The following is a 14,586-nucleotide window of genomic DNA, read 5'->3' as shown; positions in this document are numbered from 1 at the left end:
AGGAGAGTCCCATGCTCGTATTGATGGACCTGTTTGCCGATGTTTTAGATTTCGTCAACCGGGGCGGATGGGTTCTCTATGTGATTGCCTCTGCGGCATTCATTATGTGGACCCTACTATTCGAGCGCTTTTGGTTTTACAAGGGAGAGCTGAACCGTGTTGTTAACGGTGCGCTCTCCAGCTGGGAGGCGCGTCCTGAGCGTAAAAGCTGGAACGCGCAGCAAATCCGCCGCTCAATGATCTCTGAGGTCAATGAGAAAATTAATGCCAATCTCGAGTTGATTGCGACCATTGTGGCTCTTTGCCCTCTGCTCGGTCTGCTCGGAACCGTGACCGGAATGATCGAGGTCTTCGGTGTATTGGCTGCTACAGGTGGTGGTGACGCCAAGTCTATGGCTTCGGGGGTGTCTAAAGCGACGATCCCAACGATGGCCGGAATGGTGGCAGCGCTGTCAGGCGTATTTGGCCAGACCCTTGTTAACCAGATTGCGACTCGTGAAAGTCAGTTGCTTGAAGATCATCTGACGATGGATCACTAAGGCACTGGAATCGAGGCTAATTAACGAGAAATCTTATGGCTAGAAGTCAATCAGCAGGAGATGAGGAAGCAGGGGCCATTGACCTGACCCCGATGCTCGACGTGGTTTTCATCATGTTGATCTTCTTCATTGTGACTGCATCATTTGTAAAAGAGCCGGGCATTGAAGTAAATCGCCCGGACGCGACGATGGTCGACAAAGTCAAAACCCCGATTCTGATCGCCATTAGCGATGAAAACGTAGTCTGGGTAAATAAGAACGAAGTCGATGTTCGCGGCGTGAAGCGCCAAGTCGAAGCTCTGCTAGCTGAAACCCCTAAAGGCAAGGTTGTGATTCAGGCTGATAAAGAAGCCAATATCAAAACTATGGCGGAAGTGGCTCAGGCGGCACGAGAGGCTGGCGTTGGTGAAATCACTGTCTCAGCCGGTTCAAACTAGGAGGAAATACCCATGTTAAGAATTATTTCCTCCGCTATTCCCGCCGTCATTGTGACGATGGGTTTGTTGCTGACGATGCATTTATTGATCGCCAGTAATATGACCGAACCGAAAGAGGTAGAGGAGTTTAAAATTCCTGAAATTACGATGGATAATCGTGAAGTCAGTGAAGAGTTCGATACAGCTAAGGTTGAAAAACCGGAAGAGGTTGAAGAGCCGCCACCGGAAATTCCCGAGCCCGAGTTTGAAGCGCCAGACATCGACAATAGCATCGCTATTGCCCCTGAAGTTGGTGTGAAAGTAAATATCGGTGCTGTTGGTGGTTTTTCTTCTGACGGTGATTATTTGCCTATCGTAAAAGTTGCGCCGAAATACCCAGCTCGTGCTGCGAGTCGAGGTGTAGAGGGTTACTGTACTGTGAAGTACACCGTAACGACGACGGGTGAAACCAAAGATATTGTTGAGGCAGACTGCCCGAACCGCATCTTCTTGAGCGCCTCTATCAAGGCCGCAAAGAAGTTTAAATATAAGCCTAAAGTCATTGACGGTCAGGCTATTGAGGTTCCGAACGTGCACAACCGCTTCACTTATAAGCTGGCTGAATAGGAGAGAGTATGAAATCTTTGACGATGACGGCAAAGTCGCTCGCTTCTGCAACCGCCCTTGCTGCTGCTTTATTTGCCGGCCCAACGCTGCTTGATAACCTCGCTCGCCAAAGTGGTGGCGAGCTTGGTTTGGCCAGCGCTGAGGCTCAGGCGACACAGCAAAAGCGTCGAGCTCTGCCTGGTATTAGTGAAAAAGTATTTAAAGGCCTGGGTAAGGCCAGTGAATACGCAAACCCGGATCAGGAAAAAAACCCTGGTAAGAAGCCGGATTTCCCGCGCGCATTAAAAGAGTTGAAAAAACTCGAAAAAGCTTGTGAAGAGTGTAATCGCTACGAGAAATCGCAGATATACAACATGAACGCCTATGTCGCGTATTCGATGGAAAAGTACAACGACGCTGTAGAAGCCTACAAAAAAGTCGTTGCTCAGAGCCCGGAGATTCCGATTGCGGTTGAGTTGCAAAGCATGATGTACATCGCTCAGCTGAGCTTCCAACTTGAGAAGTTTCAGCAGAGTATTGATTACCTCGATCGTTGGATGAAGCTTGCTAATGAGACAGGCACCGAAGTTGGCGCTGAAATCTGGCAGTTGAAGTCGGTGATTTGTTACCAGAACAACCAGCAAAAATGTGCTTTAGACTCGATTAATAAAGCGGTAAGCATGGTCGAAGCTAAAGGCAAAATTGCTGAAGAAAGCTGGTACAACTTGCAGCGCGCGATGTACTTGGACAAGGAAGATTTTAAAACTGCGACCAAGATTCTCGAAAAGCTGATTCGCAACTACCCGAAAAAGTCTTACTGGGCTCAGCTCGGTTCGATGTACGGTATGATCGGTCGAGAGAAAGACCAGTTGAACTCAATGGAAGTTACCTACTTAATGGGTGGCTATACCAAAGAGCGAGACTTGGTAACTTTATCGAAAATCTACCTCGCTGAAGATGTGCCTTATAACACTGCAAAAATTCTCGAAAAGGGAATGAAAGAGAAAAAGATTGAGCGCAATGAGAAAAATCTCGAGTTGCTTGCTCTAGCTTTGCAGCGCGCCAAGGAAAGCAAAAGAGCGATTCCTGTTTTGCAGGAAGTTGGGAAAATGAGTAAATCTGGTAATTTTTACGGTCAGCTGACCGGCGTTTACCTGGATTTAAACAACCCAGCAGAGGCGATTAAGGCTGGCAAGAGAGCCCTGAATAAAGGCAACTTTACTCGCGATATGGACGGCGAAGTACATATCAATATGGGTATCGCTTATTTTGATTTGCACCAGTTTGGCAATGCAATTAGTAGTTTTGAAAAAGCTGCAAAAATCAAAAAGCACCGCCAGTTTGCCAACGGTTGGTTGCGTTATGCTCGAAATGAGAAAAAACGCTACGACGTGTTGAAGAACTCGCTCGCTGATGATGGCCTTGATATTGAAGAGGTTATTCGATAGCGCTAGCTTATCTTCAGAGCTAAAAACGCAGCACTAAGCTGCGTTTTTTTTTGCCCGGTGTTTATGCTTCTGGGCTTTTATATGCAGAGATGCTTATTTGGGGAGATGGTAAGAGAGGCGAGCTGAAAGGCCCGCAGAATGGGCAAGGCTCGAAGCGCATAACAGGTGGCGCGAGCGCCCAATAGGACGCATCGATTAAGATGCGCCCCATTAGTTGGCTTTATTAAATATCTTCGAGTTTAGTTAAGTCGCGCACGGCGCCTTTATCTGCGCTGGTGGCGAGCATGGCGTACGCTTTCAGCGCGGCACTGACAGCGCGGGGGCGCGCCTGAGCTGGCTGCCAGCCAATTTTATCCTGCTGCGCGCGGCGAGTGGCGAGCTCCTCATCGCTGAGAAGAACGTCAATGCTGCGATTGGGGATGTCAATTTTAATTAAATCACCGTTCTTCACTAAGCCGATCGCTCCACCAGCAGCAGCCTCCGGCGAGGCGTGGCCAATACTCAGGCCCGAGGTTCCGCCGGAAAAGCGCCCGTCGGTTAGCAGGGCGCAGCTTTTGCCGAGGCCCTTGGATTTGAGGTAGGAGGTGGGGTAGAGCATTTCCTGCATGCCCGGCCCGCCCTTGGGACCTTCATAGCGAACAATGACAACGGCGCCGGCTTTAACCTTGTCATCGAGGATATCGGCAACCGCTTGATCCTGGCTCTCGCAAATATGGGCGGGGCCTTCAAACACAAGAATACTCTCGTCGACACCGGCGCTTTTTACAACGCAGCCGTCTTCGGCGATATTGCCTTTGAGCACAGCGAGGCCGCCTTCAAGGCTAAATGCATTGTCGAGTGAGCGTATGCAGCCCTCCGCTCTGTCGGCATCGAGACTGGCCCAGCGCGTGCTTTGGCTAAACGCCTGCTGGGTAGGGATGCCTGCCGGCCCGGCTTTAAAGAATTCAGCGACGCTAGCATCCTGGCTTTGCATAATGTCCCACTGTTTGAGCGCATCGGCCATCGTGGCGCTGTGCACGGTGCTGCACGAGCTGTCGAGCAGGCCAGCGCGATCGAGCTCACCCAAAATAGCCATGATACCGCCGGCGCGGTGCACATCTTCGATATGGTACTTTTGAGTATTCGGCGCAACTTTACAAAGCTGGGGGACTTTGCGGCTCAAGCGGTCGATATCTTCCAGATCAAAATCGACCCCGCCTTCACGGGCGATGCCGAGCAGATGCAAAATGGTATTGGTGGAGCCGCCCATGGCGATATCCAGGGCCATGGCGTTGTTAAACGCGGCTTTGTTGGCGATGTTGCGCGGCAATACAGATTCGTCATCGCCCTCGTAATACTGTTTACAGAGTTTTACTGCAAGGCTGCCGGCGCGTTCAAACAGCTGGCGCCTGTCGCTGTGGGTGGCGAGTGTTGTGCCGTTGCCGGGCAGGCTAAGGCCCAGCGCTTCTGTTAGGCAGTTCATCGAGTTAGCGGTAAACATGCCTGAACACGAGCCGCAGGTCGGGCATGCGCTGCGTTCATACTCGGCGACTTTTTCATCACTGGCTGAGCTGTCCGCGGCGATAACCATGGCGTCAACGAGATCCAGGCCGTGATCGGCGAGCTTGGTTTTGCCCGCTTCCATTGGCCCGCCGCTTACAAATACACAGGGGATATTAAGGCGCATAGCGGCCATTAGCATGCCCGGCGTGATTTTGTCGCAGTTGCTGATGCATACCATTGCGTCGGCACAGTGGGCATTGACCATGTACTCGACACTATCGGCAATCAGATCGCGGCTCGGCAAGCTGTAAAGCATGCCGTCGTGGCCCATGGCGATGCCGTCATCAACGGCAATAGTATTAAATTCTTTGGCGACACCGCCGGCTTTTTCAATTTCGCGGGCAACCAGCTGGCCCATATCCTTCAGGTGTACGTGGCCCGGTACAAATTGAGTAAAGGAGTTGACCACGGCGATAATCGGTTTTTGAAAATCGTCGTCTTTCATTCCGGTTGCGCGCCACAGGGCGCGGGCGCCGGCCATATTTCGTCCTTCGGTAGTGGTGCGGGAGCGATAACGAGGCATAAACTTTCCTGAAGTGGGCTGTAGAGCAAAAGGGGGAGCAAGTTTAGCAAATTTGCTCAAGGCAGGGCAGAGTTGCGCGCTTTAGGTGCCAGGACTGCGCTGCAACTACAGTAGGTCGGGCATAAACTTGCCGACTTGCTTAATAATGAAACTGTAGCGTTTATGGGCTTTGTGCTGCTCGTCGAGGCTGCCGATCGCTTTGAGGCTGCGCCTGACCAGCCCCGTGGTGTGGTCGTCGCGACCACTGCGCTCGACGTGGGCGAGCACGGCCTGAATCAGGTTGAGGTTTAAGCCTGTGTGATTGGGGTAGGCGGCTAGGGCTTCATTAAAGACTTCAACAGCTTGTGCATAGTCTTTGCTGTCGTAAGCGCCAATGCCGTCTTTGGTGAGTTGAGTGGCGATGGCGCGGCCTTCATCGCTGATGGGCTCGCTGGTAATGCTGTCGATAATGCCCATTAACTCTTCGTTTCCACTGTGGCGCAGGGCCAGGTCTTTGAGCAGAGAGCGAGCTTCATCTTCTTCGTCAAAGGCGTGCAGCGTGCGCGCAAACTCCAGGCTCGCGTCGACATTTGGCGTTTCGAGCTGGCCGTACATGGTGCGCGCCTTGCTCAGCGCACTGCTGGCTCTTTTCTCATCGCCAGAAGCGCGCGCGAGCTGGCTTTCAACCATCTGCGCCTGCACTGCAATTGCATCATTGTTGCTGTAGCGCTTGCGGGCCCGGTCGAGCACACTGTTAGCTTGCTTGATCAGTGCTTTGCTGTCGCTGTTGCTGCTGCCCGAGGCAACATGTGCGGCTTTGCGCGCGTAGTTAAAATAATCCTGGTCGCTCTCGTGAACGGAATTCAGCCCCCACTTAATGGTCTGCTGATAGCTTTTGAGTGCTTGGTCGTCGTCGTTATTGAACTCGGCGAGCTTGGCTAAACGGCGGTGGCGCAACACACTTTTGGGGCTGACTTCTGTGGCTTTTTCCACGTGGCGCTGCGCTGCGAGAAAGTCTTTTTTGCGCTCGTTGAGCTCGGCGAGCATATCGTGAGCTTCGACATAACGCTCGTCTTCATCGAGTATGCTCTGAAACATCTCTTCGGCGCCGTCGAGCTTGTCGAGCTCAAGCAGGGTCTTGCCCATGCCGAGTTTGGCCCAGACCACGGGTTTTTTACTGAGTATGCTTTCGTAGACCGATTCGGCTTCTTTTAACTGTTTTAACAAAAAGTGCAGTTGGCCTTTTATTTTTAAGATTGCGGTGCCGTAGCGCGTGCCCTCTTTGATGGCGTCGTTGCAGTACTGCAGGGCCTGGCGGTAGTCGCCATCGCTGATGGCTTTTTTAATGTGCAAAAGCGCTTGATGGCGCACAACGGCCTTGTTCAGGCGAACCTTAAGCGAGGCCTGGGTGTAGGGTTTGGTAATGTAGTCGTCTGGCTGGCATTCAAGCGCGCCGAGCACCATTTCCCGGCTCTGTTCACCGGTGATCATCACAAACAGGCTGGTCATCATCAGCACTCGTAAAAAGCGCACTTCTTCGAGCACTTGTTGGCCGTCTTTGCCAGAGCCGAGGTTGTAATCGCAGATAACGATGTCGTACTTTTTATTTTGGCAGAGCTTAATGGCCTCTTCACCGTCGGCGGCGGTGTCGACAGCCTGGGCGCCAAAGTTTTTTAGGGTGCGGGTAAGAGAGCCTCGAATTTCTGGAAAGTCATCGATAACCAAACAGCGCTTATCGCTGAAAATCTTGACGATGTCGATTTGTTTTAAGCCGTCTGCCGCCTGAAGCATTCAAAGTCGCCTGTTATTTGCCCACAGTTTGGGATCATTAGCAGAAGTTTAGGCGAGGTTTAGCGGCTTTGCCGCCGCGCACTAGGCATCGAGCGCGGCTTATTCGTTGCTGTTTAAATCGATCGTGGTTGCTGTGACATTGATACGCTTGCTAAAAACTTTGCTTTTGCGCTGAAAGTTGTAGAGCTTTTGACGTTCTACCGGCAGCATATCGAGCGCTGTCTCAATAAAGCCCTGCTCTAAAAACCAGTGAGACGTTTGTGTTGTTAATACAAACAGGGTCGAGGCTCCGAGGCGGGCACTCTGGCGCTCGACGTGGGTTAGCAATTTGCTGGCGCGGCCGCCACCGCGGTAGTCCGGGTGCATTGCCACACAGGCGATCTCGGCAAATTTACTGTTGGCAATTGGGTAAAGTGCCGCGCAGCCAATAATCATGCTGTCCTTTTCCATGACGGTAAAGCAGCTGATTTCGGTTTCAAGCAGTTCGCGCGAGCGTTTGACAAGCACGCCCTGTTGTTCGAGCGGTTCGATCAGCCCGAGTATGCCGGCAACGTCTTCGATACGCGCGCGGCGGATGGTTTCATAACTATCGCGGTAAATCATGGTGCCGGCGCCGTCGCGGGTGAATAGCTCTTTGAGCACGGCGCCGTCTTCGCGAGCGCTGACGATATGCGCGCGCGGTACGCCCAAATCACAGGCTTGGTGGCAGGCCTCTAGGCTGAAATAGCTGTGGCTCTCACTGTGGCGCTGGGTCTCAACTAAAAACTTCTTACACTGCAGCAGGGTCATCTCCCGAAAGCAGTGATTGTTGGCATCGCGTATGCGCCCGTCATCGTTGTAGGCGATAAGTTTGTCTGCTTTCACTGCCTTGGCGACAGCAACGGCAACATCGGCAAAACTGACATTAAACATCTCGCCGGTAAGCGAATAACCGAGCGGGCTGATCAAAGCCAGCGAGCCGTTGTTGATCTCTTCAATAATGCCTTCGCCGTCGACCGAACGCACTTCTCCGGTATATTGGTAATCGATGCCGTCGATAATGCCGCGCGGTTTGGCGCTGACAAAATTTCCGCCGCGAACTTTTAAGCGTGAGCCGTGCATGGCTGAATTGGGCAAGCCGCTGCTGAGCTGGGCTTCGAGTTTAAAGCGCGTTTCGCCGACGGCCTGAATAACGGCATGCATGTGTTCGCTGGCGGTGATGCGCACGCCGTTGTGGTAGTCGGTATCGAGCTTGGCGTTTTTGAGGGCTTGCTCAATCTGCGGTCGCGCACCGTGCACAAGCACAAGCTTGATACCGAGGCTGGTTAGCAGGGCGAGGTCACTGGTGATATTGCACAGGGCGTCGTCGTCAACAAACTCCCCGGGAAGCATGATCAGGGCAATTTTGCCGCGGTGTTTGTGAATATAGGGAGAGGCTTGTCTGAGCCAGCTGATATCACTCATTTCCTGCACGAGTGCCTTCCTTTTAGTTAGTTCGCCTGGGCGCTATTGTGCTTGAACTGCATCTATAAGCAATAGCGTTTTATGGCGCTTTTGACGATGTTCACGGCGGGTTTTATCTGGTCAAAATGCAAAAACTCATCGGGTTGGTGGGCCTGGTCTATGCTGCCCGGGCCGAGTACAACCGTCTGCATGCCGAGTTTTTTCAAAAAGGGCGCCTCTGTTGCAAAGGCGACAGTTTCAGCGCTGTGGCCGCTGAGCTCTTCGGCCAAGCTGATCAGCTCGCTGTCTTTGTGCTCGGCAAAGGCGTCGACCCCGTCAAAGAGCTTGTCGAGCTGAAGTTCAACGCCGCGGCGTTCAGCGATAAGCTGTAAGCGTGCATCGATAGCTTCTTGCAGTTGCTCCAGCTCCATGCCCGGTAGCGGCCTTAAATCAAAGTCGAGTTCACAGCTGCCGCAGATGCGATTTGGATTGTCTCCGCCGTGCACACAGCCTAGGTTCATGGTTGGGCTGGCAATAGCAAAGGCCGGGTTTTGATGCTGTTTTTGCATGTCTGTGCGAAAGCTCAGCAGTTCGCCGATGACCTCGTGCATTGCTTCGATGGCATTGTTGCCGAGCTCGGGGTTGCTGCTGTGGCCTGCGCGGCCTTTAATATTCAGCCGGTGCATGCCTATGCCTTTGTGCATGTAAATTGGCACAAGCCCGGTGGGTTCGCCAATGATGGCGTAGCGGCTGTTGAGCAGGTCGGCGGCGCACAGCGCGCGCGCGCCACTCATGGAGCTTTCCTCGTCGGCCGTCGCCAGCACGATCAGCGGTTTTTTTAGCTCGCTGATCGTTAGTTGAAGTTCGTCGAGCGCTGCCAGTATGACCGCAAAAAAGCCTTTCATATCGCAGCTGCCGAGGCCAAAAAAGCGCGAGTCTCGCTCGTCGACAGCAAGCGGGTTAGATTGCCAGCGGCTCTCGTCAAAGGGCACTGTATCGCTGTGGCCACTGAGTACCAGGCCGCCGCTGCCCCGGCCTAAGCAGGCAATTAAATTGGCTTTGTTTGGCTGAAGTTCTTGAATGCGGCAGTCAAAACCCTTGTGTTCGAACCACGATGAGAGCAGATCGATAGCCGGCCTGTTGCTCATATCGTGAGAGGCGAGTGTGCAACTTACCGACGGTGTTGCGATCAGAGAGCCAAGGCGTTGTTTAAATTGTTTATACATTGTTGTGAGCCGCGTTTTTGATTAACGTCCTGTTAATGAGTGGAGGCATAAAAATCACTTGCGAGCCAGGTTTGCTAAAGCTAGGGGCCAGGTTCAAAAATCCGGAAGCTCCATGGTGCTTTGCATTAAGCTCAGGGCTTTGCCGCTGATAAAAATTCTATCCCCTTGCAGTTCGAGGCCAACACTGCCGCCGCGCTTGCTTAATTGTCGTGCGCGCAGGCGCTTTTTGTCGAGTTTATCGGCAAAAAGCGGGCCGAGCTTTGTGTAAGCGGAGCCGGTGACGGGGTCTTCATCAATACCGTAGGCGGGGGCAAAGACTCGGCAGGCAAAGTCATAGCTCTGGCCGTGGGCTTGCGCTGCGATAATCAGGCCGCGATACGGCAGCTTGGCGATTGCCGGCAGTTGCGGTTCGAACTCGCGGACCTGCTGCTCGTCGGTAAGAATTGCGATGAGGTCTTCGTTGGCATACAGTTCCGCCGGTCTGGTAGCGAGGCAGGCATTGATCACAAGGTCATCGCCCAGCTTTTTTGGGGCTTGCAGGGGAAAATCCATTGATATCTCAGCGCCGTCGAGCATGCAGACAAGCGTGCCGCTGAGGCTGTGAAAACGGATTGGTATCGCGGCGTGCTTAAAGTGCTGGTAGAGCACATGGGCACTGGCGAGCGTTGCGTGGCCGCACAAATTGACTTCTCGATTTGGCGTAAACCATCGAATACGGTAGTCGCCGTCGGCGCGGGGCACAACAAAGGCTGTTTCGCTGAGGTTGAGTTCGGCGGCAATAGCCTGCATAAGTGGCTCGGGCAGCCATTCGTCGAGCACAGCGACGGCCGCTGGGTTGCCGGAAAATACCTGTTCGGCAAATGCATCGACGTGGAAGAGCTTTAGTTTCATCATCAATTTCCCGGACGGTAGCTTTTGCTTGGCGTAAGCGCCTAAACTATTTCTACAAATTTATAACTATTTTATTAACCGGGCTTGGCCCAATTATTTTCTGCCGCCCACGTTTTTTTGCAGGCTTTAGGTTTAAGCATGATAACAGCCCCCGATCGTATATTGGATTTACGCAACACTCTAAAAGACCTGGTTGAAGACGGTTTGCTCAGCCAGGGTGATGCGAATGTGTTGCTCGGCACTTCGCGCAGCCGCGAGCAGGCAGCGATGCACCCTCTGACTTATATCGCCAGCCAGCGCCTCGATCACGCCTCGGAGCCCGGCGTGCTGTTAAATGAAATGTACCTAAGCCAGTGGTTGGCGGACAAAGCGCGAGTGCCGCTGTTTCATATCGACCCGATGAAAGTGCCGGTGGCCAAGGCGAGTGCGGTGATGGGGTTTAAGTTTGCCAAAGCGCACGGCCTGCTCTGCGTGGATGTTAACCCGGATGTTGTCACTATCGCATCGACCCAGCCCTTTGCCCACGAGTGGGAGCTGCAGTTGGCGCAAACGGTGCGACAGAGCATTAAACACGTTGTTGCACTGCCGTCTGACATCGAGCGCTACCGCATTGAGTTTTATTCGCTTGCCCACTCTGTTACCGGGGCCGAGGACAACAACAGCAATAAAAGCTCGGGGGTGACAAACTTTGAACAGTTACTAGAGCTCGGCACGCTTAAAGACCCTGAGGCCAATGATCAGCACATCGTTAATATTGTTGATTGGCTGCTAAATTACGCCTTTGATCAGCGCGCCAGTGATATTCATATCGAGCCGCGCCGCGAACACAGTCGCATGCGCTTTCGCATCGACGGCGTCCTGCACAATATTTACGAATTTCCGGCGACGGTGGCGACGGCGATTGTCAGCCGTTTAAAAATTCTCGGTCGCATGAATGTCGCCGAAAAACGCAAGCCGCAGGACGGCCGCATAAAAACTGTTAGGCCGGATGGCTCTGAAGCCGAACTGCGACTGTCGACGATGCCGACGGCTTTTGGTGAAAAACTGGTTATGCGCATTTTTGACCCTGAAATTTTATTGCGTACCTTTGAGCAGCTCGGTTTACTCGGCGACGATCTCGAGCGCTGGCAGGGCATGGTCAAAAAACCTCACGGCATTGTCTTGGTTACCGGGCCGACCGGCTCGGGCAAGACCACCACGCTCTACTCAACCTTGCGCACCCTGGCCACCGATGAAGTCAATGTCTCTACGGTTGAAGACCCGATAGAAATGCTCGAGGAGTCATTTAACCAGACTCAGGTGCAGCACAATATTGAGCTGGATTTTGCCGCGGGCATACGCACGCTGATGCGCCAGGACCCAGATATTATTATGGTTGGCGAAATTCGCGATGTTGAAACGGCGCGCATGGCTGTGCAGGCGGCGTTGACCGGTCACTTGGTTATCTCCACGTTACATACTAACGACGCGAGTTCGGCTATCAGCCGCCTATTGGATCTCGGTGTGCCGAGTTATTTGTTGCGCGCGACAGTGCTTGGGGTAATGGCCCAGCGCCTGGTCAGAACCTTGTGTCCGCACTGTAAAAAAGAGACGGCGCTGCAAGAAAAAGATTGGCAGGACCTGGTGAAGCCCTGGAAGGTTGGCAAGCCGGCGCAGGTGTATGAGGCTGAAGGTTGTCTTGAGTGCCGCAACACGGGTTATCTCGGTCGCCAGGGCATCTATGAAATTCTGAGCTTAAGCGAAAGTGTGCAAGAGCTTATCGACGACAACTGCGATTTGATGAAAGTTCGGCAGTTGGCTATGCGCGAAGGTATGCGCACCTTGCGTTTAAGTGGCGCACAAAAAGTTGCCGCAGGTTTGACGACTGTCTCTGAAGTGTTGAGAGTGGCTCCCCCTGCGGAAAAATATTAAGGAAGGTTAGTGGATATAATTTACGGTGTTTTAGCTCTGCTAAGTGCAATGCTTGTCTCTTCTTATTTTGAAAAAAAAGTGATGCCGTTGTCGAAAAAAATTGCGGCCGCAAGTGCAGTGCAGCTTGTTTTTTTACTGTTGTTAGGTGGGCTCTGGAGTTTTTTGGGTTGGGGGTTCTTTGCCGAGCTCAACAGTGTTGAAGATAAAATAAAACGAGTCGTTGGTTTAAGTGTTTTTGTTGCGTTTTTAGTGGGAATGAAAACCTGGAACAAATCTCGAATTCGCGAACAATAAGCTTGCTAAATCTTGCGATTTGTTGCTCTGATCAGTTGGACGTTAGCTTTTCGGCGTTTGTGTTGCGGCAACATCAAGCCCCAGGGCTGGGCTGGTCAGTGGCAGCTTGAGCTCAAATTGAGCGCCGTTAGCATTGGCTAAACAATCTATACTCCCTCCTAGCTGTTGAATTAAATTAAAGCAAATATGCATGCCCAAACCGCTGCCGCCCTCGCTGCGGCGGGTGGTGAAAAATGGGTCAAATATCTGTTCGCGCACAGCGCTGTCAATGCCGCAGCCATTGTCTCGATAGAGTATGCGGCAACACTCATCGTCGCTGTCGGCACTGATATATACGCGCGGAGAGCTTTGCTCGGCAAAGGCGTGCACCATGCTGTTCATAATTAAATTGGTAATGACCTGGCTTAGCATGCCGGGGTAACTATCGAGTTCAAGGCTGTTGTCGATATCGAGCTGCAGTTCTATGCCCTGCTGTTTGGTGTGGTGGTAAAGCGTATCCCAGATTTCCAGGCAGTAGGCGTGCAGGTTGAAGTGACGCCGTTCTTCGCTGCTCTGATCAACGGCGACTTGCTTAAAGTTGCGAATAAGATCGCTGGCGCGGCTGAGGTTTTTAAGTAGCAGCTCGCCGGCATCTTCATTTTGTTCAATAAACTGTTCAAAGTCTGAGCGCTTGAGTTCACCGCTTTGATAGAGTTTTTTAAAGTGTTCGAAACTGTCGCTGAGGTGGCTTGCGGCAGTTACGCCGACGCCGAGCGGCGTGTTAATTTCATGGGCAACACCGGCAACCAGTGAACCCAGCGCCGCCATTTTTTCAGACATAACGAGCTGCTGCTGCGTTTCTTTTAGTTTAACCAGGGTGTGTTCAACTTGTTTTTTACTCAGCTCAAGCTTGTCGTAGGCATTTTTGCGTGCGCGGCTAATTCGATAAAGTGCGGCACCAAAGGCGAGCACAATAAATAACGTGATGGCAGAGCCTGCGAGCAGGTAGGTTTGTAGGCGAATTTTACTGCCCTGGTTTTTGATTGCTTCGAGTTGGGACTGCAGCTCCTGCTCCTGGCTGCCAAGTGCTGCGCGCTGTTGCTGAAGTTTATTGGCCTGCTCGGTCAGCATATTTTTATTTTCGTCGATAAGCCGGTTGAGCGCACTGATGGAGCTCTCTTTGTGCGCGAGCTCATTTTGTTGGTTGCTTAGAATGTTGTTGTTCTGCAGCAATTGCTCGCGGCTGCTATCCAGGTTTTGAATAAGTTGTAGGTATTCGCTTTTAAGCTTGTCAAAGCGCGTTTGAGTGCTGGCAATTTGCTGCTGTTGCTCTGTCAGGGCCTTGCGGTTTTGCTGAAGCTCGTGCTGCAGTTGTTTTAGTTTTTTTCTATCGCTACCGAGTTCGTCGAGTTGGCGCCTCAAAGTGTGATTGAGTTCGTTCAAGGCCTCGGCAATGTCGACTTCAGAGCCGCCGAGTAACAATATATCGTTGCTCAGTTGCAGCCCGGCGCTGATGATCTGGTAGCGGTTTAACTCAAAACTGATGCGTTTTTTATCCGGGTAAATAAAATTCACCATCAGCAGATTCTTTTGTTTGGCGGTATCGCTTATCACTAGAGTGCCCTGGCGCTGCATGGCGGCACTGACTTGCTCGAGGCGCTGGCTAAACTCGGCGTCGAGCACCAGCGCCTCGAGATTTTGCGCATCGGCGAGCTTGTGCAAACGCTGCAGTTTTATTTGGCGGCCGTGCAGGCTTCGCTTGTGCAAAAGCTGCAGCTGCTGCCACTGTTGCTTGTCGGCGCCGAGATAAGCAAGGTCAAAGGTTTCGCTGCTCGGCGGCCACTTTATTTGCTCGAGGATCTTGTAGACCAGGGCGGCCTTGTAGGTCTCGCTGCGGTTTTGTGCATGGCTCGGCACACTCGCCGCAGTGCACAACAGGGTCAAGTAAAGGGCGCTCGCCCGGCAGCCGCATATTCGTTTTATTTGCCGTGCGGGCGTGGGGTAAAAGCGTAGGCGTCG

General features: G+C 52.4%; 12 protein-coding genes. 6 read left to right on the top strand and 6 right to left on the bottom strand.

Features of this window, described 5'->3' with window-relative positions; all coding sequences use genetic code 11:
* Nucleotides 1-11: 11 nt before the first annotated feature.
* From CFK45_RS04330 to CFK45_RS04315, 4 genes are read left to right on the top strand one after another with little or no spacing between them, the layout of a single operon-like run.
* On the top strand, nucleotides 12-539 hold the full coding sequence (locus tag CFK45_RS04330) for a MotA/TolQ/ExbB proton channel family protein (protein ID WP_096085190.1): 528 nt from the start codon (nucleotides 12-14) through the stop codon (nucleotides 537-539).
* A gap of 35 nt (nucleotides 540-574) precedes the next feature.
* Nucleotides 575-976 (top strand): ExbD/TolR family protein, encoded by a 402-nt coding sequence (locus CFK45_RS04325; protein WP_096085189.1) that lies wholly within the window; start codon nucleotides 575-577, stop codon nucleotides 974-976.
* Between the two features lie 12 nt (nucleotides 977-988).
* Complete coding sequence (locus CFK45_RS04320; RefSeq protein ID WP_239923548.1) at nucleotides 989-1,582, top strand: energy transducer TonB; 594 nt, start codon at nucleotides 989-991, stop codon at nucleotides 1,580-1,582.
* 8 nt (nucleotides 1,583-1,590) lie between these two features.
* On the top strand, nucleotides 1,591-3,009 hold the full coding sequence (locus CFK45_RS04315) for a tetratricopeptide repeat protein (protein ID WP_143247480.1): 1,419 nt from the start codon (nucleotides 1,591-1,593) through the stop codon (nucleotides 3,007-3,009).
* A 223-nt stretch (nucleotides 3,010-3,232) separates the two neighbouring features.
* On the opposite strand, the gene ilvD is transcribed toward CFK45_RS04315, so the two are convergent.
* The 5 genes from ilvD to CFK45_RS04290 form a co-directional block, all read right to left on the bottom strand.
* Nucleotides 3,233-5,074 carry a dihydroxy-acid dehydratase gene (ilvD, locus tag CFK45_RS04310; RefSeq protein WP_096085186.1) on the bottom strand — a complete coding sequence of 614 codons (1,842 nt, stop codon included), beginning with the start codon at nucleotides 5,072-5,074 and terminating at the stop codon, nucleotides 3,233-3,235.
* 105 nt (nucleotides 5,075-5,179) lie between these two features.
* A complete protein-coding gene (locus CFK45_RS04305; RefSeq protein ID WP_096085185.1) occupies nucleotides 5,180-6,844 on the bottom strand; it encodes a tetratricopeptide repeat-containing response regulator in 1,665 nt (554 codons plus the stop codon).
* Nucleotides 6,845-6,943: 99 nt separating this feature from the next.
* The gene (gene argA, locus CFK45_RS04300; RefSeq protein ID WP_096085227.1) at nucleotides 6,944-8,287 is read right to left on the bottom strand and encodes an amino-acid N-acetyltransferase; all 1,344 of its coding nucleotides are present in this window, start codon (nucleotides 8,285-8,287) and stop codon (nucleotides 6,944-6,946) included.
* Between the two features lie 62 nt (nucleotides 8,288-8,349).
* The gene (argE, locus tag CFK45_RS04295; RefSeq protein ID WP_096085184.1) at nucleotides 8,350-9,492 is read right to left on the bottom strand and encodes an acetylornithine deacetylase; all 1,143 of its coding nucleotides are present in this window, start codon (nucleotides 9,490-9,492) and stop codon (nucleotides 8,350-8,352) included.
* Between the two features lie 93 nt (nucleotides 9,493-9,585).
* Nucleotides 9,586-10,383 carry a PhzF family phenazine biosynthesis protein gene (locus tag CFK45_RS04290; protein WP_204378413.1) on the bottom strand — a complete coding sequence of 266 codons (798 nt, stop codon included), beginning with the start codon at nucleotides 10,381-10,383 and terminating at the stop codon, nucleotides 9,586-9,588.
* 138 nt (nucleotides 10,384-10,521) lie between these two features.
* Between CFK45_RS04290 and tfpB the strand changes: the two genes are divergently transcribed.
* Nucleotides 10,522-12,294 (top strand): type IV pilus assembly ATPase TfpB, encoded by a 1,773-nt coding sequence (gene tfpB, locus CFK45_RS04285; RefSeq protein WP_096085226.1) that lies wholly within the window; start codon nucleotides 10,522-10,524, stop codon nucleotides 12,292-12,294.
* A gap of 9 nt (nucleotides 12,295-12,303) precedes the next feature.
* Nucleotides 12,304-12,588, top strand: a complete 285-nt coding sequence (locus CFK45_RS04280; RefSeq protein WP_096085182.1) for a hypothetical protein — start codon at nucleotides 12,304-12,306, stop codon at nucleotides 12,586-12,588.
* Nucleotides 12,589-12,630: 42 nt separating this feature from the next.
* Here the strand turns inward: CFK45_RS04280 and CFK45_RS04275 are convergent, their stop codons facing one another.
* Nucleotides 12,631-14,511: a YfiR/HmsC family protein gene (locus CFK45_RS04275; protein WP_158224600.1), complete on the bottom strand. Its 1,881-nt coding sequence runs from the start codon at nucleotides 14,509-14,511 to the stop codon at nucleotides 12,631-12,633.
* Between the last annotated feature and the right edge of the window lie 75 nt (nucleotides 14,512-14,586).

It is taken from the genome of Agaribacterium haliotis (assembly GCF_002312815.1).
GTDB lineage: Bacteria > Pseudomonadota > Gammaproteobacteria > Pseudomonadales > Cellvibrionaceae > Agaribacterium > Agaribacterium haliotis.
The sequence above is the reverse complement of the archived record's forward strand: the minus strand, read 5'-3'. Positions and strand labels throughout refer to the sequence as shown.

Bases quoted from the DNA above. Each gene is read 5' to 3' on its own strand.
- CFK45_RS04325 (WP_096085189.1), top strand. From the start codon at position 575: ATGGCTAGAAGTCAATCAGCAGGAGATGAGGAAGCAGGGGCCATTGAC.
- CFK45_RS04305 (WP_096085185.1), bottom strand. From the start codon at position 6,844: ATGCTTCAGGCGGCAGACGGCTTAAAACAAATCGACATCGTCAAGATT.
- argE (WP_096085184.1), bottom strand. From the start codon at position 9,492: ATGTATAAACAATTTAAACAACGCCTTGGCTCTCTGATCGCAACACCG.
- CFK45_RS04290 (WP_204378413.1), bottom strand. From the start codon at position 10,383: ATGAAACTAAAGCTCTTCCACGTCGATGCATTTGCCGAACAGGTATTT.
- CFK45_RS04330 (WP_096085190.1), top strand. From the start codon at position 12: ATGCTCGTATTGATGGACCTGTTTGCCGATGTTTTAGATTTCGTCAAC.
- tfpB (WP_096085226.1), top strand. From the start codon at position 10,522: ATGATAACAGCCCCCGATCGTATATTGGATTTACGCAACACTCTAAAA.
- argA (WP_096085227.1), bottom strand. From the start codon at position 8,287: ATGAGTGATATCAGCTGGCTCAGACAAGCCTCTCCCTATATTCACAAA.
- CFK45_RS04315 (WP_143247480.1), top strand. From the start codon at position 1,591: ATGAAATCTTTGACGATGACGGCAAAGTCGCTCGCTTCTGCAACCGCC.
- CFK45_RS04320 (WP_239923548.1), top strand. From the start codon at position 989: ATGTTAAGAATTATTTCCTCCGCTATTCCCGCCGTCATTGTGACGATG.
- ilvD (WP_096085186.1), bottom strand. From the start codon at position 5,074: ATGCCTCGTTATCGCTCCCGCACCACTACCGAAGGACGAAATATGGCC.